At 71.3% G+C, this 21,497-nt stretch carries 23 protein-coding genes and 1 tRNA gene; 13 read left to right on the top strand and 11 right to left on the bottom strand.

Annotation, left to right across the window (positions count from 1 at the left end):
- Positions 1-75 precede the first annotated feature (75 nt).
- Positions 76-1,389 carry a DUF1214 domain-containing protein gene (locus tag GE115_RS04180; protein WP_153683545.1) on the top strand — a complete coding sequence of 438 codons (1,314 nt, stop codon included), beginning with the start codon at positions 76-78 and terminating at the stop codon, positions 1,387-1,389.
- 39 nt (positions 1,390-1,428) lie between these two features.
- Here GE115_RS04180 and GE115_RS04175 read toward each other — a convergent pair whose 3' ends face one another.
- Positions 1,429-2,019 (bottom strand): thymidine kinase, encoded by a 591-nt coding sequence (locus GE115_RS04175; protein ID WP_153683544.1) that lies wholly within the window; start codon positions 2,017-2,019, stop codon positions 1,429-1,431.
- 113 nt (positions 2,020-2,132) lie between these two features.
- On the opposite strand from GE115_RS04175, the gene GE115_RS04170 reads away from it, so the two are divergent.
- Positions 2,133-2,444: a hypothetical protein gene (locus tag GE115_RS04170; RefSeq protein WP_153683543.1), complete on the top strand. Its 312-nt coding sequence runs from the start codon at positions 2,133-2,135 to the stop codon at positions 2,442-2,444.
- A 110-nt stretch (positions 2,445-2,554) separates the two neighbouring features.
- Here GE115_RS04170 and GE115_RS04165 read toward each other — a convergent pair whose 3' ends face one another.
- Positions 2,555-3,115, bottom strand: coding sequence for a TetR/AcrR family transcriptional regulator (locus tag GE115_RS04165; protein ID WP_153683542.1), 561 nt, complete (start codon positions 3,113-3,115; stop codon positions 2,555-2,557).
- Positions 3,116-3,175: 60 nt separating this feature from the next.
- Between GE115_RS04165 and GE115_RS04160 the strand changes: the two genes are divergently transcribed.
- A complete protein-coding gene (locus tag GE115_RS04160) occupies positions 3,176-3,535 on the top strand; it encodes a DoxX family protein (protein WP_153683541.1) in 360 nt (119 codons plus the stop codon).
- 16 nt (positions 3,536-3,551) lie between these two features.
- Here GE115_RS04160 and GE115_RS04155 read toward each other — a convergent pair whose 3' ends face one another.
- From GE115_RS04155 to GE115_RS04145, 3 genes are all read right to left on the bottom strand, one after another.
- Positions 3,552-4,163, bottom strand: coding sequence for a nucleoside deaminase (locus GE115_RS04155; protein ID WP_216648746.1), 612 nt, complete (start codon positions 4,161-4,163; stop codon positions 3,552-3,554).
- A gap of 106 nt (positions 4,164-4,269) precedes the next feature.
- Positions 4,270-7,563, bottom strand: a complete 3,294-nt coding sequence (locus GE115_RS04150) for an ExeM/NucH family extracellular endonuclease (protein ID WP_153683540.1) — start codon at positions 7,561-7,563, stop codon at positions 4,270-4,272.
- A 152-nt stretch (positions 7,564-7,715) separates the two neighbouring features.
- Positions 7,716-8,405: a TetR/AcrR family transcriptional regulator gene (locus GE115_RS04145; protein ID WP_153683539.1), complete on the bottom strand. Its 690-nt coding sequence runs from the start codon at positions 8,403-8,405 to the stop codon at positions 7,716-7,718.
- Between the two features lie 113 nt (positions 8,406-8,518).
- On the opposite strand from GE115_RS04145, the gene GE115_RS04140 reads away from it, so the two are divergent.
- From GE115_RS04140 to GE115_RS04125, 4 genes are all read left to right on the top strand, one after another.
- Positions 8,519-9,430 (top strand): alpha/beta hydrolase, encoded by a 912-nt coding sequence (locus tag GE115_RS04140; RefSeq protein ID WP_153683538.1) that lies wholly within the window; start codon positions 8,519-8,521, stop codon positions 9,428-9,430.
- A 94-nt stretch (positions 9,431-9,524) separates the two neighbouring features.
- Positions 9,525-10,076 (top strand): VOC family protein, encoded by a 552-nt coding sequence (locus GE115_RS04135; RefSeq protein ID WP_153683537.1) that lies wholly within the window; start codon positions 9,525-9,527, stop codon positions 10,074-10,076.
- Positions 10,073-10,885: a MerR family transcriptional regulator gene (locus GE115_RS04130; protein ID WP_153683536.1), complete on the top strand. Its 813-nt coding sequence runs from the start codon at positions 10,073-10,075 to the stop codon at positions 10,883-10,885. Before GE115_RS04135 ends, GE115_RS04130 begins: the two co-directional genes overlap by 4 nt.
- 32 nt (positions 10,886-10,917) lie before the next feature.
- Positions 10,918-11,424: a hypothetical protein gene (locus GE115_RS04125; RefSeq protein ID WP_153683535.1), complete on the top strand. Its 507-nt coding sequence runs from the start codon at positions 10,918-10,920 to the stop codon at positions 11,422-11,424.
- A gap of 26 nt (positions 11,425-11,450) precedes the next feature.
- On the opposite strand, the gene GE115_RS04120 is transcribed toward GE115_RS04125, so the two are convergent.
- On the bottom strand, positions 11,451-11,942 hold the full coding sequence (locus tag GE115_RS04120; RefSeq protein ID WP_153683534.1) for a hypothetical protein: 492 nt from the start codon (positions 11,940-11,942) through the stop codon (positions 11,451-11,453).
- 300 nt (positions 11,943-12,242) lie between these two features.
- Here GE115_RS04120 and GE115_RS04115 point away from each other — a divergent pair, with 300 nt between their 5' ends.
- Complete coding sequence (locus GE115_RS04115; protein ID WP_153683533.1) at positions 12,243-12,755, top strand: hypothetical protein; 513 nt, start codon at positions 12,243-12,245, stop codon at positions 12,753-12,755.
- Positions 12,756-12,794: 39 nt separating this feature from the next.
- Here the strand turns inward: GE115_RS04115 and GE115_RS04110 are convergent, their stop codons facing one another.
- A complete protein-coding gene (locus tag GE115_RS04110; protein ID WP_153683532.1) occupies positions 12,795-14,303 on the bottom strand; it encodes an FAD-dependent oxidoreductase in 1,509 nt (502 codons plus the stop codon).
- Positions 14,304-14,426: 123 nt separating this feature from the next.
- Between GE115_RS04110 and GE115_RS04105 the strand changes: the two genes are divergently transcribed.
- Both GE115_RS04105 and GE115_RS04100 read left to right on the top strand, forming a co-directional pair.
- Positions 14,427-15,398 (top strand): TIGR03557 family F420-dependent LLM class oxidoreductase, encoded by a 972-nt coding sequence (locus tag GE115_RS04105; protein WP_153683531.1) that lies wholly within the window; start codon positions 14,427-14,429, stop codon positions 15,396-15,398.
- Between the two features lie 48 nt (positions 15,399-15,446).
- Positions 15,447-16,064: a flavodoxin family protein gene (locus tag GE115_RS04100; protein WP_153683530.1), complete on the top strand. Its 618-nt coding sequence runs from the start codon at positions 15,447-15,449 to the stop codon at positions 16,062-16,064.
- On the opposite strand, the gene GE115_RS04095 is transcribed toward GE115_RS04100, so the two are convergent.
- The 3 genes from GE115_RS04095 to dcd form a co-directional block, all read right to left on the bottom strand.
- Entirely contained in the window at positions 16,061-17,032 is a 972-nt protein-coding gene (locus GE115_RS04095; protein ID WP_153683529.1) for a DUF389 domain-containing protein, read from the bottom strand. The two genes, GE115_RS04100 and GE115_RS04095, sit on opposite strands and share 4 nt — an antisense overlap.
- A gap of 72 nt (positions 17,033-17,104) precedes the next feature.
- Entirely contained in the window at positions 17,105-17,593 is a 489-nt protein-coding gene (locus GE115_RS04090; RefSeq protein ID WP_153683528.1) for a CinA family protein, read from the bottom strand.
- 3 nt (positions 17,594-17,596) lie between these two features.
- On the bottom strand, positions 17,597-18,202 hold the full coding sequence (gene dcd / locus GE115_RS04085) for a dCTP deaminase (protein ID WP_312854883.1): 606 nt from the start codon (positions 18,200-18,202) through the stop codon (positions 17,597-17,599).
- Positions 18,203-18,282: 80 nt separating this feature from the next.
- Between dcd and GE115_RS04080 the strand changes: the two genes are divergently transcribed.
- The 3 genes from GE115_RS04080 to GE115_RS04070 all read left to right on the top strand — a co-directional run bounded on the left by GE115_RS04080 (position 18,283) and on the right by GE115_RS04070 (position 20,637).
- Positions 18,283-18,353, top strand: a tRNA-Gly gene (locus tag GE115_RS04080).
- Positions 18,354-18,487: 134 nt separating this feature from the next.
- Positions 18,488-19,909, top strand: coding sequence for an NtaA/DmoA family FMN-dependent monooxygenase (locus tag GE115_RS04075; RefSeq protein WP_172979691.1), 1,422 nt, complete (start codon positions 18,488-18,490; stop codon positions 19,907-19,909).
- A gap of 158 nt (positions 19,910-20,067) precedes the next feature.
- On the top strand, positions 20,068-20,637 hold the full coding sequence (locus tag GE115_RS04070) for a GNAT family N-acetyltransferase (protein WP_153683526.1): 570 nt from the start codon (positions 20,068-20,070) through the stop codon (positions 20,635-20,637).
- A gap of 10 nt (positions 20,638-20,647) precedes the next feature.
- Here GE115_RS04070 and GE115_RS04065 read toward each other — a convergent pair whose 3' ends face one another.
- Positions 20,648-21,496 (bottom strand): class II glutamine amidotransferase, encoded by an 849-nt coding sequence (locus GE115_RS04065; RefSeq protein ID WP_153683525.1) that lies wholly within the window; start codon positions 21,494-21,496, stop codon positions 20,648-20,650.
- Position 21,497: the final 1 nt, after the last annotated feature.

Here is a 21,497-nt window from a genome sequence, read left to right as displayed (position 1 = left end):
GCCTCGGTCGATGAATGCCTCGTCGATATGGTGGGGTGCGCGCGATCGCCTGATCGCGCACATTGGGGGATGTAGATGGTTGATGCGACTTCGCCGACGAACGAGCAGGTCACGGAAGCGTGGGTGTACCTGCTGGGCCGCTACCTGGTGATGCGGCAGGAGGGCGTCGACGTTGCCGAGGAGGGCATCGGGTACAACGTCCTCAAGCACAACCCGGCAGTGGTCGTGGGCTCTTCCGCGGCATCCGCGCCCACATTCGTGAACCCCAACCTCGATGTCGTCTACTCCGAGGCGTGGATCGCCGTCGACGAGCACACCCCGGCGATCCTCGAGATCCCGGCCGTGCCGGCCGGGCGGTATTACACGGCCCAGATCGTGGACGAGTGGGCCGAGATCACGCACAACATCAACGACCGCAACTTCCCGGATCATCCGAACGGTCGCTTTGCGATCTGCCTGGCGGGCAGCTCTCCCGCGATCCCCGAGGGCTGCTACCGGGTCGATATCCCGTCGTCGAAGGCCAAGCTGCTCACTCGCGTGCAGATCGGTGACGACGTTGATGCGGCCGTGCGGCTCCAGCACGGATTCACGCTCTCCTCGACGGGGTCGCCGGCGGTGTCGGCTCCGATCGAGATCCCCGCGTTCGACAACGCCCACCTGCCGGGGGCGTGGATGTTCACCGAGCCATACCTGTCTGCCGCGCTCACTCCGGCGGATGCCTGCGGCAGAGCCGATGAGCTGCAACCCCTCGCGCGCCGAATCAGCGCGTTCCTGCGTGACGATTCCGACCGCGTGGCGGCCCTCGACCAGCAGATCCGCTCGGCCGCGGTGCCGGCGTTCATGGACTTCGTCGCGCACTTCGGCAACGTCACCAACGGATGGTCCTCCACAGCCGCCTACCCGAAGTTCGGCGACGACTACTGGTTCCGCGCCACCGCGAACTTCGGCGGCATCTGGTGGAACTCCTCCAGGGAGGCGGTGTACGAACTCCTCCACGTCGACGCGAACGGTGCTCCGACGACCGGCGAACACGTGTACCGGATGAGATTCGCCCCCGACACCCTGCCCGACGCGGTCGTCGACGCATTCTGGTCGTTGACGGTGTACGGCAAGCCCGACTACCTGCTTGTCCCGAACCGCGCGGGCCGATTCACCGTCGGATCCGGCCGTCCCCTGGAAGCCGACGCCGACGGGGCGATCACGCTGACGTTCGCACCCGAGCTCCCGACCGGCACCCCCGAGACGAACTGGCTCCCCACACCGGCGGGCAAGCCGTTCACCGCTGACTTGCGGCTCTACCTTCCGCGCGACGATGTCCGAACCGGAGCGTGGACGCCACCGCCACTCGTGCCGATCAGCAGACCCCTGCCGGACGCGGCCGCCCGATAGCCGACTCCGAGATGGCGGGACCGTCGGTTGGGCGACGCATCACGCGGAGCGAGGGCCCCGTTCGCCGAAGTGCCGCCTGCAGCGGGCCTGGTACGACTCGATGCCGCCCACGTGCTCGGCGGTCGCGACGCGAGCGTCCGCGACGTCGGAGGCGAAGACGCGCTGATGGAATGCGGCGTCCTGTCCGCACACCGCGCACACGGCGGTGAGCTTCGTGACGTCCTCGGCGAGCGCCATGAGCGACGGGAGCGGTTCGAAGGGACGGCCGTCGAACGTCACGCAGAGACCGGCGACGACCACCGAAATCCCGGTGCGCACCAACGTGTCGACGGCCGGGACGAGCTCCGGCCCGAAGAACTGGGCCTCGTCGATCGCCAGCAGGTCCAACTCGCGTTCGCCGACCAGTTCCACGAGCGACTCCACGTGGGGCACGGATCGGGACGCGATGCTGAGCCCCGAGTGCGAGGCAACTCGGCCCGCAGTGTGGCGATCGTCCAGCGCGTGGTTGACGACCTCGACGGCGAGTCCGGCGAGTTGCGCACGGCGGACTCGCCGCAGGAGCTCCTCGGACTTGCCGGCGAACATCGGCCCGCAGACCACCTGGAGCCGGCCGTTCGGGTTCCTGGGCATGGGTCAGAGCCTAGGTGAGGGGTCCGGCACGTGGAACTGATCCGAAAGACCCGGGACTGTCGAGAGTTGTCGACCAAGGTCGGTGGCGCGGTGGCCTGCAATAGCCTGACGACATGGCGCTGGTTTGGGATTCCCTCCTCACGCAAACGATCAAGCGCATGGTGGCCGACGGTTGGGAATTGGTTGACCGCACCGATAAAGAGGCTGTCCTGAAGATCACCGACCAGGTGCACAGGAACCGGGACTTGATGTCCTTCGCTACTTCCGGGTCTCCGTGGTTCGGTCTCTCGAAGCGAGGCGCTCAGAAGCATGGCGAGTTCGCTCTCCTCCGCGTGGGGGTCATGGGGCGGATCGTCAGTTGGACCACCTCCGAGCCGATTGATCTCCCATCGAATGAATGGCCTCCTCCGGGTTCCGATCTCTGACGGGTGATCTCTTCCGCCCGAGCCAGCAGGCGGATCCATTGCGGCGCTGACTGAGTAACGGTGCTTGAACCCGCGACTCACGGCCAATCCGAGCAACCGCAGGCGCCGACTCAGTCACCGCCGCCCGCGCCGCCGGCGTGCGGCACGAGCCGCACGAGCAGGTCGAACAACCGTGCGAGATCGTCGCGATCGACCGGCGGCAGCGCCATGCCCGCACCGATGACGACGAGGTGCGGCAGCAGGGCGGCCGTGCGCGCGTCGGCCGGGTCGTCGACCACGCGGCTCCAGAGCGCGGTCAGCGCCTCGAGCCTGGCCGTGTCGACGCGCCCCTGCGCTGCCCGTGCATCGTCGTCTTGGAACGCCCACGCGCGCATGGCCGCCTCGAGCGGTTGTTCGAGCGCCGACGCCGCCCGATCGCGGAGAATCGCGAACGTGTCTCCGGGAGAGGCGGCGGATGCCTCGGCCACGACCGCGTCGAGCGCCGCGAGCATCTGCGACTCGTAGCGGTCGAGCAGGGACCGTCGATAATCGGGCGCCCCCGCGAAGTGATGGTGGAACGATCCCTTCGTGAGGCCGAGACGCGCCGCGATGCGGTCGGTTCGCACGGCGGGCGCGCCCTGTTCGGCGAGCACGCGGAGGCCTTCGTCGAGCCAATCGTCACGGGTGGGCATGGTTCATCCTACCAGCGATCCGTACCATACGGTATGGTATGGAATGCAAAGGAGGTGACGATGACCCTGCTCCCCGAACCGATCTGGCCGGTGCTCATCCTTGCGGCCGTCCAGCTGGTCGACGGCATCCTGTGCATGAAGCCGGTCGCCTTCATCGCGCAGTGCTTCGTCGACGTCGGCTGGCCGCGCAGCCTGTGGTGGGTGATGGCGCCGCTGAAGTTCGCGGCGGCTGCGGGCCTCGTGCTCGGCATCTGGGTCCCGTTCCTCGGCCTCCTCACGTCGGCGGCCCTCGTGGCCTACTTCCTCGTCGCGATCGGCATGCACGTGCGCGCGCGTGACTTCGGCCGCAACCTGTTCGTCAATGCCACCGGGATGCTCGTGCTCTGCGTCGCGGTGCTCGTGTGGTGCTTCCTGGTTTGAAGCCATCGGCGTCGGCTCAGCCCGACGCTGCCCCGCGAGCGTTGTAGACGACCGCGTCCGACGCACCGAAGGCACGGAACACCTCGACCGCCTCGTCGCGGGCGACATCGGTCGTCACGCGGATGCCACGGCGCTCGAACTCCTCGCGCCAGTCGGCCGCCAACGGGCCCTCGTCGAACCCGGTGAGCTGCTCGCACTCCGGCCCGTCGCCCGCGAGCGTGAGCCGGCGCACCCCCGACCACATCGCCGCGCCGTAGCACATGACGCAGGTCCGCCAGTTGACCACGAGCTCGAGGTCGGCGCCGTCGGCGCCGAGATCCCAGCGGCCGAGGCGCTGCTGGGCGAGGCTCAGCGCAGTGACCTCGGCGTGGGTCGAGCTGAGCCCGGTCGCGAGCACCACGTTGACGCCGACCGAGACGAGTCGATTCGTCGACATGTCGACCACGAGCGCCGCGAACGGCCCGCCGTTGCCCGCCCGCCAGTTGCGGTCGGCGAGTTCGTTCACGAGCGCGACGCGCTGCTCGGGCGTGACGAGTCTTCTCGAAGAGACGGCATCGAGATCGGCGACGAGCCACTCGGGCAGCCCAGCGGTGAAGGTGGTGGCGAGCGGAGCGTCCATGAGGGTCATTGTGCTCCTCGAGGCTCACCCATGCCGCTCGACGGGCGCGCGGGTCTCCGACGCCAGGCCGACGCGCGCCCCTCCCTCGGGTGAAGGGGCGTGCGCCGCCTGGGGGCTAGAGACCGAACGGCCAGATTCCCTGCAGCCCCGTGTACACCGTGACGCGGTCGGTCACGCTGTTGCCCGAGGCATCCGTCGCGCGGTACTCGAAGGTGTACGACGCGTGCGGCATGGCCCGCACCCGGAATCGGGTGTCGGTGATCTGCTGCACCTCGGCGCGCTTCGAGCCCTGCGCGGTCGCCGCGACGAGTTCGACGGTGACGTCGCCCGAGTCATCGGATGCCTCCACGTCGATGTCGATCGTTCGCCACTGGCCGAGGGGCAGCCAGATGCGCCCCGGGTCGGCGTCGAGCTCGAGCGTCGGCGCCGTCGTGTCGGGCGGCGTCAGCTCGATGCCGACGATGACCGGGTCGTGGTCGCTCGACCGGAAGGCGTCGGGCGCGAAGAGCGCGTCCTGCGCGGGCTTCTTGAAGGTCATGTCGTAGTCGATGATGCTCGGCTCGTCGGAGTTGATGTGCCACGCGGTCGCGCCCGTCACCTCGGCGACGAGGCCGGTGCCGGCCAGCGCGTAGTCGAGGTAGCCGAGCTGCCCGTCGAAGACGTACGAGTACGCCTCCTCGCCGTTGAACTGCTTCTCGAGGTCGGTGTAGCCCGCCCCCGTGAGCACGCGGATCGGGTCTTCGTGGTCGTAGGAGTTGAGGTCGCCGATGATGAGCTCGCGGCCCACCGCGCCCTGGCCCGTGGGGTCGCCCGCCAGCCAGTCGACCATGGCCTCGGCGGCGGCCGTGCGCACGCCGTTGCAGTTGCCCTGCCCGTTCGGGTCGGTCGGGTCGCCGACGTCGTTGCAGTCGGAGCCCTTCGACTTCAGGTGGTTCACGACGACCGTGACCTGCTCGCCGGTCTCGATCGACGCGAAGGTCTGCGCGAGCGCCGGGCGGTTGAAGTCGTCGAGGAAGCGGGGGTCGACGCTCGTGTCGAGCACCGCGTGCGCGCCGCGCGGCTCGACGAGCGCCGGCTTGTAGATGAGGGCCGTCGTGATGACATCGGTGCCGAGCGGGCCGGTCTCGATCACGTCGTACGTGCCGGCTCCCATCACGGCGTTGAGCGCCTCGGCGAGCGCGTTGGCCGCGACGCCGCCGTTGTTCTCGATCTCGATGAGGCCCACGACGTCGGCGTCGATCTCGGAGATCGCGGCGACGATCTTCGCCTGCTGGCGCTCGAACTCCTCGGGGGTGTTCGCTCCACGCGAGTCGAGGGTCGTGAAGTAGTTCAGCACGTTGAAGCTCGCGACCTTCAGGTCGCCGCCGACGTCGGGCAGGCTCTCGCGAGGCAGCACCGACTCGAAGTCCGCCGGCTGCGTCGGCTGCACCGACCACTGGTCGAACCGGTAGTCGAGCACGCCCGTGGCGTTGGTCACGTGATCGCCGGCCCGGAACGCGTTGTCGAGCGTGAACTCCTGTCCGTTCGGGTGGATCGCCGGGTCGGGGTTCTGCACGCCACGGCCGTCGTCGAGGCCGATCGAGTCGTTCACGTTGAACTCGGCGAGCGCGACCGCCTCGGGCGACCCCGGCAGGAACATCGCGGTCGGCTGGTTGTGCCGCTCGGTGCCCATCGTGATCAGGCCGAACTGGCCGTACTCGAACGTCTCGAGGATCGTGAGGGTCTGTGGCAGGGTGACGCGCATGCCCTCGTACGCCTCGCGGTCGGCGGGCGCGATCGGCAGCTCGAGCGCGATCGGTGCGGGCAGCTCGGCGCCCGTGCCGCACACCTCGACCGCGAGCGGGCCCGTCGCGGTGACCTCGGTGAGCCCGAAGAACTCGCTGACCGTGCCGACGACGTGCACGGTGTCACCGGGCGCGACCGGGATGCCGCCCGCGGCGACCTCCGGGCCCTCGGGCACGTGCACGAAGATGCCGTCCGACGTGGCAGCATCCCAGTCGCCCGGGTCCTGCACGTAGTAGCCCTCGAAGCCGCCGTCCTGGAAGTCGCCGGTGACCACGCCCTCGATCTCGACCAGGTCGCCGACGACGGGTGAGACGTCGCCGCTGCCCTGCACGGAGCCGATCGTCACGAAGTCCGCCTCGCACGAGGCATCGGGGCCCGGCTCGGGCTCGACGACGAGTTCGGTCGTGTTCTCGGCACCGGGGGTGTTCACGGCCTCGCCGTCGACGAGGGTGCCGGGTCGGCCGGGGATGCCCGCGAGGTCGAAGTCGTTGCGCACCCAGTCGGCCGGGGCATCTGTGTCGGTGCCGTCGGGGATGCGCGACGCGCCGCCGGGCGCGAAGGGCAGGCCGTCGTAGGAGACGCCGAGCACGACGCCGCCGTATGCGGCGTCGCCGGCTCCCCCATCGGTCACGGCGACGGCGTCGACGACCTCGAACGCGAGACCCGCGTCGAGCACGCCGTCGTTCTCGACATCGAGGTCGTCGCCCGCGGCGCCCGTGAAGCCCGAGACCAGCAGCAGCGAGACCGTGCCGTTCTCGAGATCGCCGTTGGCGAGGTCGACGAGGTACCGGCCGTCTTCATCGGTCGTGCCGAGCGGGAAGACGCCGTCGACGAGGCCCACCGGCGAGGTCGGAGCGGTGTCGCCCTCGACCTCGAGCACGGCATAGCCCGAGAGGTCGGCGTTCGGGTCGCCGAAGACCTCGAGGTACTCCTCGTCGTCGCCCGTCGTGCTGGCCGAGAACTCGTTGATCACGGGGGAGACGGGCTCGGGCACGACGCCGTCGCAGTCGGTCGTGTGCGCGCCGAGGCCGTCGAACGTGTCGGTCGCGAGCCCGGTCCACTGCGCGGCCGGATCGAACGCGTCGTCCGGCACGCTGTCGCCGACGCACACCGTCGCGGTGCGGCGCAGCGTGTTGTCGGCCGTGGAGACGAGGCCCGTGCCCCACTCGGTGCCCGGGTCGACGCCGGCCTGGCCGAACGAGTCGACCACCGCGCCCGCCTGGAGCAGCGAGATCGCGTCGTCGCCGTTGAACCACCCCGACGAGTTCGTCTGCGCGGCGACCGCGAGGATCGGCGCCGACGCCGAGGCGTGCGCGACGACGTAGGTCGCGCCGGCCGGGATGCTGCCGGTCAGCGGGATCGTGAGCCCCGCGGTCGCCGACCCGTTGAACGAGAACGCGAGCGACGTCGTCGTCGCGGCGAGGTCGATGGCGGCGTCGGAGGCATTGAAGAGCTCGACCGCCTTGTTGTTGGAGCTGCCCTCGACCACCTCGCTGATGATGAGGCCGCCGTCGGGAGCGGCGACCGCCGCCGGGGCGGCGACGAGGCCGGCCGCGACGAGCGAGGCGGCCGCGGCGGCGACGATGCCCCCGCGACGGGCGGATGTACGGACCGGACGATGCATGCGAGCTCCCCGAGGATGCGAGGCCCCACCGGCCCCATACTCGGGTCAGGCTAGGCGAGGCATCCGGCGCTGGGAAGACCGCGCGTGGGAAGAATCGGTGAACGAGCGCAGATGTGCGCGACAGGATGCCGCTTCCGCGCATCTGCGCACATTCACGCCATCACCGGCCGCAGTGCCGCGCCCGGCTCGAGCACGAGTGCGGCGATCGCGGGATCCGCGCCGAGCGCGAGCAGCCGCGCGTGGTACGCCGTGCGCGCGCGGCCGTAGATCGGCTCGCTGCGGTGCTCGCGGATCACGGCCATGAGGTTCATCCACTCGAAGATGCCCTGCGCCTCGAACGCGAACTGGTCGGCGTCGTCGAGGCCCGGCAACTCGCCTCGCTCGGCGGCGAACCGGGCGCTGATCGCGAGGTAGTCCATCCAGTCCTCCAGTTGGTCGGCGAGCGCGTCGCGCACGGGCCCGCTCTTCGCGTGGAAGTCGGCGGCCGCGGCCGAGAAGAAGCATCCGCCGGGGAAGACGCGGTTCTGCGAGTAGGCGACGACGCTGTCGAGCAGCGCGGTCAGCCGCCGGAGGCCGCGCGGATGCACCCGCGCGGGCACGATCACGGTGGCCGTGAACCGCTCGGTCGCCGCGGCGATCGTCGCGAGCTGCAGCTGCTGCTTCGAGCCGAACAATGTGGCTATGCCGCTCTTGCTCACCTCGGCCGCGGTCGCGAGCCGGCCGATCGAGAGCCCGTCGAGCCCCTCGACCGAGGCGAGGTCGGCCGCGCGCTCGAGCACCATGCGCCGCGAGGCGTCGCCCCTGGCGCGGCGTCCGTCGATCGCGACCTCGGCGTCATCCATTCCTCGATTTTACGCACGATCGTGCGTATAGTGGCCTCCGAAGTGTCCGTACGATCGTTCGTATTGATTTTCGAACGCGCATCGGATGCCTCACCCCACCGATCGGAGGACCCATGCACGCCACCGTCACCGCCACGATCGCCGCCGCGCGAGCCGTCGAGCGCACCTCGCCCGCGACCGCCGCCTGCATCGCGATGCCGCTGTTCACGCGTTCGCTGCCGACCCAGCGCGTGCGTGAGCACGACCGGGGCGTGCACGACCAGGCGAGGCGCTCGACCCTGCGCGTCGGCGGTCGCGACCTCGCCGCCTACGAATGGGGCACCGGCGCCGACACGATCCTGCTCGCGCACGGCTGGCGCGGGCGGGCGTCGCAGTTCGCGCCGATCGTTCGCGAGCTCCGCGCCGAGGGATTCCGGCTCGTCGCGTTCGATGCGCCGGCGAACGGCGACTCCCCCGGGCGGCGCACCGACATCCGCGACTGGCTGGCGGCGATCGACGCGATGCAGTCGCGGCACGGCCGCTTCCACGCCATCGTCGGCCACTCGTTCGGCGGGCTCGCCGCCGTCACCGCCGTGCGCGGCGGCACCGCCACCGGAGCCGTCGTCGCGATCGCCTCGATGTCGCGCGCCCGCTATCTCCCCGACGCATTCGCCGCAGGCACCGGGCTCGGCACGGCCGCCGCCAACGAGCTCGCGAGCCGGTTCGCCGGGCGCGTCTTCCCGGGCGAGGCCGAGGCTGAAGTCTGGCGCCGTTTCGACGCAGCCGCGAATCCCCTTCCCGACGACGTGCCCCTGCTCGTCGTGCACGACCGCGGCGATCGCGAGGTGGCCGCCTCCGAGGGCGAGCGACTGCACGCCGCGCACGGCGAGCGATCGCGGCTGGTCCTCACCACCGGTTCGGGTCACACCCGAGTGCTCGGCGCGGATGCCGCGCTCGACGCCGTCACGGCGTTCGCCACGGGCGGGCTCGCTGGCGTCGACGCGATCGCGGCGGCCGCCGCGGAGGCATCCGACACCCGCACCTGACGCGAGTGGATATCGCGGGTTTCGAGGGCTGGGGACAGCGCTGCGGACGACCCGAGTTGACCCTCACGCGACGTGAGGTCCCAAGGTGGGCCATATGACCGAGTACTTCAATGCCTTCGAGATCAGCCCCGTTCCCGACGGCCCCGACGCGGTCGCGCCGGAACCGTTCCTCGGCATCTACGCGATGCCGATGTTCGTGAAGATCCCGACGAGGGACCTTCACGCATCGACCGATTTCTGGGTCCGCGGACTCGGATTCGTCGACCTGTTCAACGTGCCCGGGCAGATCGTGCACCTGCGGCGGTGGGCATTCCAGGACGTCCTGCTCGTGCCCGCGGACGACGATCCGGCTCCCGCGGGCGACGCTGCGGCCCCTCCGGCGGCAGGCACGGCCCAGGTGTTCGTCTCCTGCGTCCTCGGCCAGCTCGAATCCGTGGCCGACGCGTGCCGGGCGCTGTCGCCGGATTCGGTCACGGGGCCGTACGACACGGCGTGGAGGACGCGCGACATCGCCGTCATCACTCCCGAGGGGGCGCACGTCACGTTCACGGCGGCCACCCCGTTCACTCCCGACAGCGACGTCGGGCGCGATTTCGCCTCCGTCGGGATCTTCGCCCCGGATGACCCGCGGGGAGGAGCACAATGACCTGGATGGTGGACGACGAGATCGATGAGGATGCGACGGTCGGGGTGGCCGCCGATCTCCTCGGGCTGACGGTGCGCACCCTGCACCACTGGGACGAGATCGGACTCGCATCGCCGTCGCGCCGAACCTCCGCCGGCTACCGCCTCTACACGTGGGACGACCTCGAGCGCCTCAGCCGTGTCGTTGCGTATCGCGACGCAGGACTCACGCTCGACGCGATTCGTGGGGTGCTCGACGATGCGGCCACGGAGATCGGAATCACGCTGCGCCAGCAGCGGGCCCGACTCGCCGAGCAGATCCACGACCTCCAGCAGCTCGACGAACGGCTCGAGCGCATGACGGACGCGCACGAGCGCGGCATCCTGATGAACGACGACGAGCAACGCGAGATCTTCGGGGAGGACTGGAACCCGCAGCAAGCGCGCGCGGCCCGCTTCGTCTGGGGAGGGTCGCGACAGTGGGCGCAGTTCGCCGAGCGCTCCGCGTCGCGCTCGAAGGCCCAGTGGCGCGCGCTCTCGGAGGACATGTCCGCGCTCCAGCGCGACCTCGCCGACGCGGTGCGCCGCGGCGTCGAGCCGGGGAGCGCGGAGGCGGACGACCTCGTCGAACGCCACCGCGAGCTGTTCTCGAACTTCTTCCCGCTGACGCAACGGATGCAGGTGTGCCTGGGCCGCATGTTCGAAGCCGACCCCGGGTTCTCGTCGTACTACAACGGGATCGGTGAGGGCCTCGCCACGTGGTTCCGTCGAAGCATCGACGAGTCGGCGCGCCACCACGGGATCGATCCGGATACCGCGACCTGGGAGTAGCCCGCGCCGGCATCGCCAATAGGCTCGTCGGCATGCCCACCGCGCGCACCGCCCTCACCGGCGGCCACCTCCTCGCCCTGCTCGGCGGCGTCGCGATCACGGCGTCCGCCCTGGCCGGTTGCGCCACGCCGACGCCACTGCCCGCCGACGAAGGCTCGGAGCATCTCGAGGCGACGATGAGCGGCGTCGTCGAAGCGCTCGCCACGGCCTATCCCGAGGCGGCGTGGAGCTCCGATGGGCGCGCGCCGCACGCTACGGCACCGACCGGCGAGTGCCGGCTGTACGCCTCCAGCCAGGAGGCCACGCCGTCACTGATCGACGACGCCGTGGGATGGGCGGAGATCGAGGCCGTGGTGAACCCCGTCCTCGAGGAGCACGGGTTCGACGAGCTCTCCGAGCTCGACGACCCGAAGGGCGGGTGGCAGGTGCGGGTGAGTCGCGATCCGCACGCGGCCGAGCTGCGCCTGAGCGCGAAGCCGCCGAAGGCGCCGTTCGGCATCACACTCTCGGCGCCGCTCGACGCGTCCGAATGCGAGTGACCGACTGACCGACGCCGCGCGGCGCCTCAGTCGGGGACGATCGGGCCGATCGCGTACCAGAGCCGGATCCGCTCGTCGCCGCCCGGTCCCGGGTCGTGGCTGATCTCGACCGAGGTGACCACGGCGCCGTTCGATCCGTGCAGGCCAGTGCGGGCCCGCGGGTCGCCCACCCGCGACTCGTCGAGCGTCGACGGGAGCTCGGCCAGCCAACGGTCGATCCGCTCCCGCGGGAAGCCGAGCACCTCCGCATCGCCCATGAGCTGCTCGTGCACCGCCGGCCCACCCGAGAGCGTCCGGAAGACGTTGATCGTTCCGACGTATCCGTGCCGTGGGGTGATCGTGAGTTGCTCCGCCACCGACGTCCAGTCACCGTCGGGAAGGGTCAGTGCGACGTTCGTGCGCTCATCCGGCACTCGCACCATGTCCATCGACTCGCCGAGTCCGATCGATTCCGCGTCGATCGGCGCGCTCAGATCCCAGCGCAGCGGCTCGCCCTGCTCGATGCCGGCGATCGTCACGGCCCCCGCCTCGTTGAAGGCGGGCATCGTGGGGGCGGGGTCTCCGAAGGTGATCGTGCAGGCACTGAGCGCCCCGACCAGCACGGCTGTCGCGATCGCGGACCCGACACGGCTGACGCGCCATCGCACTCGCGCACGGCCCGCGGCCGAGCCTGGAGCGCGCACGGGCTGCGGCTCCGCCGTCATGGAATCTCGTCGTGCGCGCATCGAGCGCCCAGCGTACCGGGGCGACGGGCCGGTAGCGCGGCGACCATCCCCAGTCGGTCCGAACCGCGGCATCCGCGTGGATAGACTCCGCGAGTGACCGCCAGCGCGAACCCGACCGACCGAGCGGCGTCGCTGCGACGCCGTGCCCGCCGACCGCTCCGCCCGTTCGCCATCATCGCCGTCGCGGCCGCGGCGGCGTTGACGAGCGGGTGCGCATTGGACGCCGGTACCGAGGCGAACGCGCGGTTCGAGGCGTACATGTCGGGGGTCGACGGGGTGGTCGCAGCCGACGGCAACGTCTCCAACACGCTTCCCTTCGGCGGGACCGGCACGGTTGCGGTCTGGCTCGACGAGACGGCGTCGACCGACACGCTCGTCGACGCCGCGGAGCACGCCATGGCGTTCACACCCGGTTTCGGGGTGAACGCCGACATCTCCCAGCTGCGGCTCGCGATCGGCTGGGGCGAGTCGACGACACCGGGAGGAGGCTACGAGTGCGTCGCGACCGCCGATGTGGAGTGGGGTGCCGCGGTGGCCGACGCCGTCGAGGAGATCGTCGCGCAACGGGCCGCTGCCGAAGACGCTCCGTGCGCGCCGGAGCGGTGACCGATCGCGGCTGACGACGACGGACCTTCCCGCGCCGACTCACCGAGTGCGCAGGCCCCGCTTCGCCGGTCCCTCGAGCAGTCGGCCGTCGGCCGTGAACCGCGAGGCGTGCGCCGGGCAGTCCCAGGTGCGCTCCGCGTCGTTCCACGCGAGCACGGCGCCGAGGTGCGGGCACATGCCCGAGACCCGGCAGGTGACGCCGTCGACCGTCGAGACCGCGGTCGGCAGGGGCACCCGGCCTCCCGGCCGCGTCGCGCGCCCCACTGCACCCCCACCCTCGGGCGTGGCATCCGGCGCCGGTCTCGTCATCGCGCGCGCCCAGCCGACCGCGTAGTGCTTCGCGACCGCGGCGTTCATGCCGATGCCGGCGCCGATCGCCGCCGGGCGGCTCACGCGGTGGCGGAGCGTGCGAGCCCACTCGGGCAGTTCGCCGAGCAGGTCGCCCGCGAGCGTGAGCGCGCACTGCACGGCGTTCGTCATGCCCCACTTGTCGTAGCCGGTCGCGACGAACACCCGCCCGCGGCCGCGCGGGAGCCAGCCGACGAACGGCACGCCGTGCGGCGTCTCGTAGTCCTGCGCGCTCCAGCGGTGGGTCTGCCTGGCGCCCGGCCAGACCTGCTGCGTCCATGCCTCGAGGCCGTCGACGCGAGATCGCGGCGACGGCTCGCGGCCGACCTCGTGCCCGTAGCCGCCGACCAGCAGCAGCTCGGGCGCACCGGCGGCGACGTCTGGTTCGGGAGCGGTGCGGATGCTCCGCGTCGGGCTGTCGACGCTGAGGTACATGCCCTGCGGCAGCGGGGCATCCGTTCGATAGGCGGCCGCGTACGAGCGGTGCCCGCGCAGCTTCGCGAAGTACAGCCCACGGTCGAGGATCGGGATGCCGGTCGCGATCACGAGTCGCTCGGCGGTGAACTCACCGGCCGTGGTGCGCACGCGCACCGGCCGGCCGACGCGCGCGCCGGTCATGCGAACGCCGGTGCGGATGACGCCGCCGAGGGCGCGGAACTCGGCCGCGAGCGCGGCGAGCGCGTCCATCGGATCGAACTGCGCCTGGTCGCGCAACCGCACCGCGGCGTGCACCTCGAACGGCAACTGTTCGGCGAGCTGCGTCGTCACCGGGAGGCCGGCCGAGCGCGCGGCCTCGACTTCGCGCTCGACGGTCGAGCGACCGTCGGGCGACGCGGCGAAGCTGACGGCGTCGCGCACCTGCACCGGCAGTCCCCGCTCGGCGAGGTACGCGCGCAGCCACGCCTGCCCGGCGAGGTTCGCCTCGACGTACGCGCGCAGCACACGTTCCGACGTGCGCCTGCGCACGTGCTGCAGGTGCGCGCCCTGCAGCACGCTGAGCTTCGCGGTCGTGTTGCCCGTCGTGACCGCGCCGACGGTGCGGGCCTCGAGCACGCCGACGCGGCGGCCGGCGCGGGCGAGCAGGACGGCCGTGACCAGGCCGGTGAGGCCGGCGCCGACCACGACCTCGTCGAACGCACGCGGCGAGTCGGCGCCGTCGGTCTCGATGATCGGCGCGGGGTCGAGCCAGAGGGAGGTCATGCGGGGAAGCTACGTCTCCGACGAGCCGGTCGACAAGCGGGTTGCGCCCGGGCTGGCCGACGCGTAGGGGAACGCTCGTCAACCCCCGTGCGGCCCGTCGGCATCGCGCCTACCGTGCCGCGCATGGTGCAGTTCGGATACAAGCTCGCCGCCGAGGGCTTCGGCCCCGCGGAACTCGTTCGCCAGGCGCAGCGCGCCGAGGCCGCCGGATTCGACTTCGTCGAGATCAGCGACCACTTCCATCCCTGGCTCGACGCCCAGGGCCACTCGCCGTTCGCCTGGTCGGTGCTCGGCGCGATCGCGCAGGGCACCGAGCGGATCGGCCTCGCGACCGGGGTCACCTGCCCGTTCGTGCGGTACCACCCGGCGATCATCGCGCAGGCCGCAGCCACGCTCGCCCTGCTCAGCGACGGCCGGTTCACGCTCGGCGTCGGGGCGGGCGAGCGGCTGAACGAGCATGTCGTCGGCCGCGGATATCCCTCGGTGTCGGAGCGGCACGAGATGCTGCGCGAGGCGCTCGAGATCATCCGGCTGCTCTGGCGCGGCGGCTACCAGTCGTACGACGGCCGGTACCTCGACCTCGAAGATGCGCGGATCTTCGACCTGCCGGAGGCGCCCCCGAAGATCGCGGTCGCCGCCAGCGGCCCGGCGTCCGCCGAAGTCGCCGCCGAACTCGGCGACGGGCTCTTCGCGGTCGAACCCGACGCCGACCTGGTGGACGAGTACGAACGCCTCGGCGGCGGGGGCCCGAAGTACGGCGAGGCGTCCCTTGCCTGGGCCTCCACGGCCGAGGAGGCGATCGAAGCCGCGTGGACCACCGCGCGCTGGAGCCTCACCGGCTGGAAGGTCATGAGCGAGTTGCCGAATCCGGTCAACTTCGAGGCCGCGAGCGCGTACGTCCGCCGCGAGGACGTCGCCGAGAAGCTCAGCGCCGGTGCGGACGTCGACGCGCACGTCGAGGCCGTGCGGCCGTACGTCGACGCCGGATTCGACCACGTCGCGCTCATGAACGTCGGCCCCGACCCCGACGCGTTCCTCGACGCGTTCGAAAGCGACCTGGGGCCGCGACTTCGCGACCTGACTCCGAGCGCCTGACCCCGAGCGCCTGACCGATCGTCACGACCGCCGAAGGAGGCATCCGCCATGGAACCGCTGCGAGTGCTCGCGTTCAACTGCACGCTGAAGCCGTCACCCGCCGAATCGAGCACTGAGAAGCTCGCGCGCCAGGTGCTCGACCTGTTCGAGGCCGACGGCGCGTCGACGGAGATGATCCGCATCGTCGACCACGACGTGAAGCCCGGCGTCGAGGCCGACATGGGCGACGGCGACGCGTGGCCGTCGATCCGCGCGAAGCTCCTCGACGCCGACATCCTGCTGTTCGCGACGCCGACCTGGGTCGGGCATCTCTCGAGCGTCGCGCAGCGCGTCATCGAGCGCCTCGACGCCGAACTCTCGGCGACGGATGACGCGGGCCGGCCGATCCTCGCGGGCAAGGTCGCCGCCGTCGCCGTCACCGGCAACGAGGACGGCGCGCACGCGATCATCGCCGACGTGCAGCAGGCGCTCGTCGACGTCGGATTCTCGATCGCGTCGCAGGCGTCGACCTACTGGAACGGCGAGGCCATGCAGAAGACCGACTACAAGAACCTGAGCGAGACGCCCGAGACCGTCGCGACGACGAACGCGACCGTCGCACGGCACAGCGCCCACCTCGCGCGAGTGCTGAAGATCTCGGCGTATCCGCCGCCCGCGAGGTCCTAGCGAGCGGATGCCCCGCCGCGCGGCGGGGCGGTGCGACGAGCGGCGAGCCGCCGGCCCACGAACCGGCCGAACTGCAGCTGCACGAACAGGGTCGCGGTCCCGGCGACCACGAGCCCCGCGAGGTTGAGCAGCAACTGCACGAGCGCCGCCCACGCCTCGTCCCATGCGCCGACCGCGAGCGTGAGGCCGATGGTGCCGACCGCGGGCACCGTCGTGATCGAGATGAAGACGCCCACGAGGGCCGAGGACTTCGCCGTCGTGAGCGAGAGCACCCCGGCGATGCCCGCCAGGAGCGCGATGACGAACGACCAGGCATCGGGCTTGATGATGAATTCGGTCAGGGGGCCGGTGGTCGCCTGCTCGAAGGTGATCAGGCCGAGCGCGTAGACCACGGCCCAGAGCGCCCACGCGATCAGCGCGCACAGCGCGAACCCGCCGAACAGGGTCATCGAAGCCATACCCGCGATGCCCCGCCGACGTCGCACGATGGCGTAGCAGATGGCCGCGATCGGGGCGAACTCGGGTCCGACCACCATCGCGCCGATGATCAGGATCGGCTGGTCCAGCAGGCGCCCGATGCCGGCGATCAACGTGGCGAGCAGCAGGAACGCGAAGAAGCTCCACGACGGCCGGGAGTCCTCGCGCGAACTGTCGGCGAGCTGGGCCCACAGCACCCCGTCGGCCGGATGCCCCGGCGCCGAGCGCTCGGCCGCGTCGGCGGCATCGGAGACGACCGCGAGCGGATCGCTCACCACGATCGACCCGGCCGCCGGAATGCCGGCGTGCCGGAGAATCCGCATGATGTTGTTGGCGTTCTCGCGGGCCATCTCGAAGAAGAGGAGGTCGCCCGAGCCGTCGAGCGCCGCACCGGGCACGATCGCGAGATTGCTGACCGTCACCTCGGTCGCGAGCCGGGCCCGAACGGCCTCGGCGATGGGATGCGGCGCGATCACTCGCACGTTGAGCATGACGGACGTCCTCCCTGCGGCGGCTCGCGGCTCGCGATCGCCACCACCACGATAGGTGCGGAGCGGAGCCGCTCAGGAACGGGGCCGCAGCACGTCGAGCAGTGCGCGCAGCGCCGCCTCGACGGTCTGCTGAACGACATCGGCGGGCTCGCCGTCGAATCGGTGCTCGTCGACGCGGATGCCACCGCCGCGCCCGCTCGCGACGAAGACCGTGCCGACGGGCCGGCCGTCCTCCGGCTCAGGACCCCCCGCGCCCGTCACGGCGACCACGACGTCGCAGCCGAGCGCGGCGAGCGCACCGGTCGCCATCTGCTCGGCCGCCCGCGCCGTCACCACTGGGCCCGGGTCGACGTCGAGCACGCGGAACTTCGTGGCCGACTCGTACGCGACGATCGAGCCGGCGAACCATTCGCTCGCGTCGTGCGCCTTGCCGAGGGCGCTCGCGATCGCGCCGCTCGTCAGCGACTCGGCGGCGCCGACATGGATGCCCCCGGCGAGCGCCGCGTCGGCGCATTCCCCCGCGAGGGCCTCGATCACGGCCTCGTCACCGGCTCGGGGCATCCGTCACCGCCCTGCGGAACCCGCGTCGGTCACGCCGACGTCGGTGCGATGGAAATGGTGGAACGAGCGCGACGCGGTCGGACCGCGCTGGCCCTGGTACCGGCTCGAGTACTCGGCCGAGCCGTACGGCCGCTCGCTCGGCGACGACAGCCGGAAGAAGCACATCTGGCCGATCTTCATGCCCGGCCAGAGCTTGATCGGCAGGGTCGCGACGTTCGAGAGCTCGAGCGTCACGTGCCCGGTGAAGCCCGGGTCGATGAAACCGGCCGTCGAGTGCGTGAGCAGGCCGAGCCGGCCGAGCGAACTCTTGCCCTCGAGCCGCGCCGCAACGTCGTCGGGCAGGGTCACGGCCTCGAACGTCGAGGCGAGCACGAACTCGCCCGGGTGCAGGATGAACGGCTCCTCGGGCTTCACCTCGATGAGGTGGGTGAGCTCGGGCTGGTCTTCGGCCGGATCGATGAACGGGTACTTGTGGTTGTCGAACAGCCGGAAGTACCGGTCGAGCCGCACGTCGACGCTGCTCGGCTGCAGCATCGCCGGGTCGGACGGCTCCAGCCGGATGCGCCCGCGTTCGAGTTCGGCCCGGATGTCGCGATCGGAGAGCAGCACGGAATCAGCCTAGCGACGGGTCCCGAGGTCACCGAGTCCATTGCTACGATGGTCACCGCTGCATCCATCGGATGCCGCTCGCCGATGTAGTTCAATGGTAGAACTTCTGCTTCCCAAGCAGACAGCGCGGGTTCGATTCCCGTCATCGGCTCTCCTCCCTCACGTCTCCACCGTGACCCGTCGTGACGTCGCGTTGCGCCGTGTTCCGGCCTCCTTCGCCGGATGACGCCGACTCTCGCGACGCCATCGTCCCCGCCCCTAGCGTCATTCTCGGGAGGTGATCGCATGAGTCGGCTGATCATCGGGGCGGCAGTCCACACGATCGGCGCCTATCCGTCGGGATGGCGGATGCCGGATGCGCACCGCGACACTCGCGACGACGCGGCGGTGCTGCGCCGCACCGCGCGCACGGCGGAGGCGGCGCGCCTCGACTACCTGTTCTTCGGCGATCGTCGGCCGGGCGCCGAGCCTCGCGATGCCCACCAGGTCGCCCGGGTCGAGTCGCTCAGCGCCGCCGGCTTCCTCGCCGCACTGACGGAGCGGATCGGGCTCGTCGGCAGCGCGGCGATCGAGGCCGAGGACCCGTACGCCCTCGCCCGCCGGACGGCTTCCGCGGATCTCCTGAGCAGCGGCCGGGCGGGCATCCACCTCACGACGTCGCCCACGGCGGCACCGGCCGTGGCGGTCGGCGAACCGGATGCCTCCGGCGCCGCTCGGTTCGAGCGCGCCGTGGAGTTCGAGACCGTTCTCCGCCGCCTCTGGGACTCGTTCGAGGACGATGCCGTCATCGCGAACGCCGAGACCGGCGAGTTCGTCGACCGCGCGAAGGTGCATCCGGCCGGCTTCCGCGGCACGCACCTCCAGGTGGGGCCCGCGCTCGACGTGACCCGTCCCGTCCAGGGTCACCTGCCGATCTTCCATTCCGGCTCGACGTCGTACGATCGCCTGTTCGCGGCGCAGAACGCGGATGTCGCGATCATCGCCGCGCGGGGCGTCGCCCAGGCCGCCGGACTGCGGGAGGAACTCCGCTCGCTCGCCTTCGTCTCCGGCCGCGACGACCGCACCCTGAAGGTGATCGCCCAGGTCCTGCCCATCGTCGGCGAGTCCACGCCCCACGCGCAACGCCTCGCCGACGACCTGATCCGGCTCGTGAGCGTCGCCGAGGACTGGGCCGACGGACCGCCGCACGGCTATCCCGCCGCGCGATCGATCGCAGCGCTGTCGCGGGTGGTCGGCACGGACCTGACGGGGTTCGCGCCCGATGCGCCGGTCGACCCGCGGCTCGCCGCGCAATTCACCGCGGCCGGCCAGGAGCTCGTCGAACTCGTGGCCGAGCGCACCGGCCTGCGGCCCGGCGGCGATCCGCCCGCGACCCTGCGGCATCTCGCGGTGACCGCATCGTCCAACCTCCCGATCTTCGTGGGTAGCGCTGCGGAGATCGCCACGCGGCTCGCGACCTGGGCCGACGTCGGCGCGGCCGACGGCTTCAACGTGCACGCCGCGACGCATCCGACGCAGTTCGACCGGTTCGCGCGGGGCGTCGTGCCGGAACTGCAGCACCTCGGCGTGTTCCCGCGCGAGTACGACGGAGGCACCCTGCGCGATCACCTGGGCCTGGGCCGGCCCGAGAACACGCACGTGTCACCGGCGGACCCCAGGTTCCCGCCGGTCTACCGGGAGCGCTCGGTGCCCGGCGTTCGCGCGTGAAGGCCGGATCCGCGGCGGGCTGCCGTCTGACGCCCGACCGCGGTAGCCTCTGAGCCGGTCGGCCCTTTGGTCGGGCGGCCCGGACCTGTCGACGCCGGAGGCGTCGCAGACCGCGGCTCTCACGAGGAGGTCGGGATGATGCTCACGCGGGTGGGTCGATGACGGAGTCTGCGACGATCGAGACGCCCCGGCTGCTGCTGCGACCGCTGTCGCGGGAGCAGGCCGAACGGGTCGCGTCGCACGAGCGCGTGGGCCAGCCGTGGGCAGCCGGTTACCCGCGGGAGGACGACCGGGACGTGGCGCGGACGGCGCTCGGCGACCCGCCCGTCGAGCCGCTGTTCGGGCCATTGCAGATCGTCGAGCGCGCCACCGGCCTGGTCGTCGGCGGCATCGGCTGCTTCGGGCCTCCGGACGCCGACGGCGTCGTGGCGCTGGGCTACGGGGTCGTGCCCGACGTCGAGGGTCGCGGCTACGCCACCGAGGCGCTGCGCGCGGTGCTCGCCCACGCGTTCGGAACCGGCCGGGTGCTCCGGGCGACCGCGGACACGAGCCAGGAGAACCTCGGGTCGCAGCGGGTCCTCGAGAAGGCGGGCATGCGCCGCATCGGCGAACGCGATGGGCTCGTGTATTACGAGTTGACCCAACACGACCGAGCGCGGCGCACCAGCGCGCGAGCTGCCGCGACGGCCGAGGCGGCGGAGCCGCGAGGCATCCGCCCGCCGGCGTGACGCCCGCGCCCTACGCCGCGTCGTCGCGCAGGAAGGGCGCCTCCCGGTAGCCGCCGCCGGCGTCGATCGTCACGACGGTCGACTCGGGCACCTCGACGAATGCACCGGGAAGATCGGTCAGCGGCTCGGAGACCACGACCCTCGCCCGGGCGCCGAAGAGGCGCAGGCGATCGACCTCCGGATACATCTCCTGCAGCGTCGGCATGTCGACCGAGTAGTAGAGCGTGCGCGACTTGTGCATGCTCGAGTACCGGAACGCCCAGATGGTCTCGCCGTCGGACACGGCGAAGGTGCCCTGCACGACGTCGCGGACGCCGTGCGCCTCGGCGATCTCCTCGACGTGCCGGAGCGCCCGGCCGAGCCCGGCGACGGGATCCTCCTGCAGCCCGTACGTGATCGCGAGGTAGAACACGACCTCCGAGTCGGTCGTGCCGTGCACCAGCGGGAACAGCTCGGGATCGAGCGCCATCATCAGGTCGCGCCGCAGGCGCGGCGCATGCGCGATGACGCCGTTGTGCATGAACATCCACCGCCCGTGGCGAAACGGATGGCAGTTCGTCTGCTGGATCGGCGGCCCCGCCGCCGCACGCACGTGCGAGAAGAACAGCGGTGAGTCGATCGCCTGCGTGAGCTCGCGGAGGTTCTCGTCGTGCCACGCCGGCTCGATGCTGTGGAACAGCGCCGGCTCGGGCATCAGGGCATCGGTGCTCGGATACCAGCCCACGCCGAACCCGTCGCCGTTCACCGTCTCGGCGCCGAGCGGCGAGTTCAGCGACTGCGCGACGAGCGAGTGCCGCGGTTCGAGGATGAGCAGGGCGGGGTGGATCGCCTCGCCCGAATATGCCAGCCACCGGCACATG

Origin of the sequence: Agromyces agglutinans (genome assembly GCF_009647605.1) — a bacterium.
GTDB lineage: Bacteria > Actinomycetota > Actinomycetes > Actinomycetales > Microbacteriaceae > Agromyces > Agromyces agglutinans.
The sequence above is the reverse complement of the archived record's forward strand: the minus strand, read 5'-3'. Positions and strand labels throughout refer to the sequence as shown.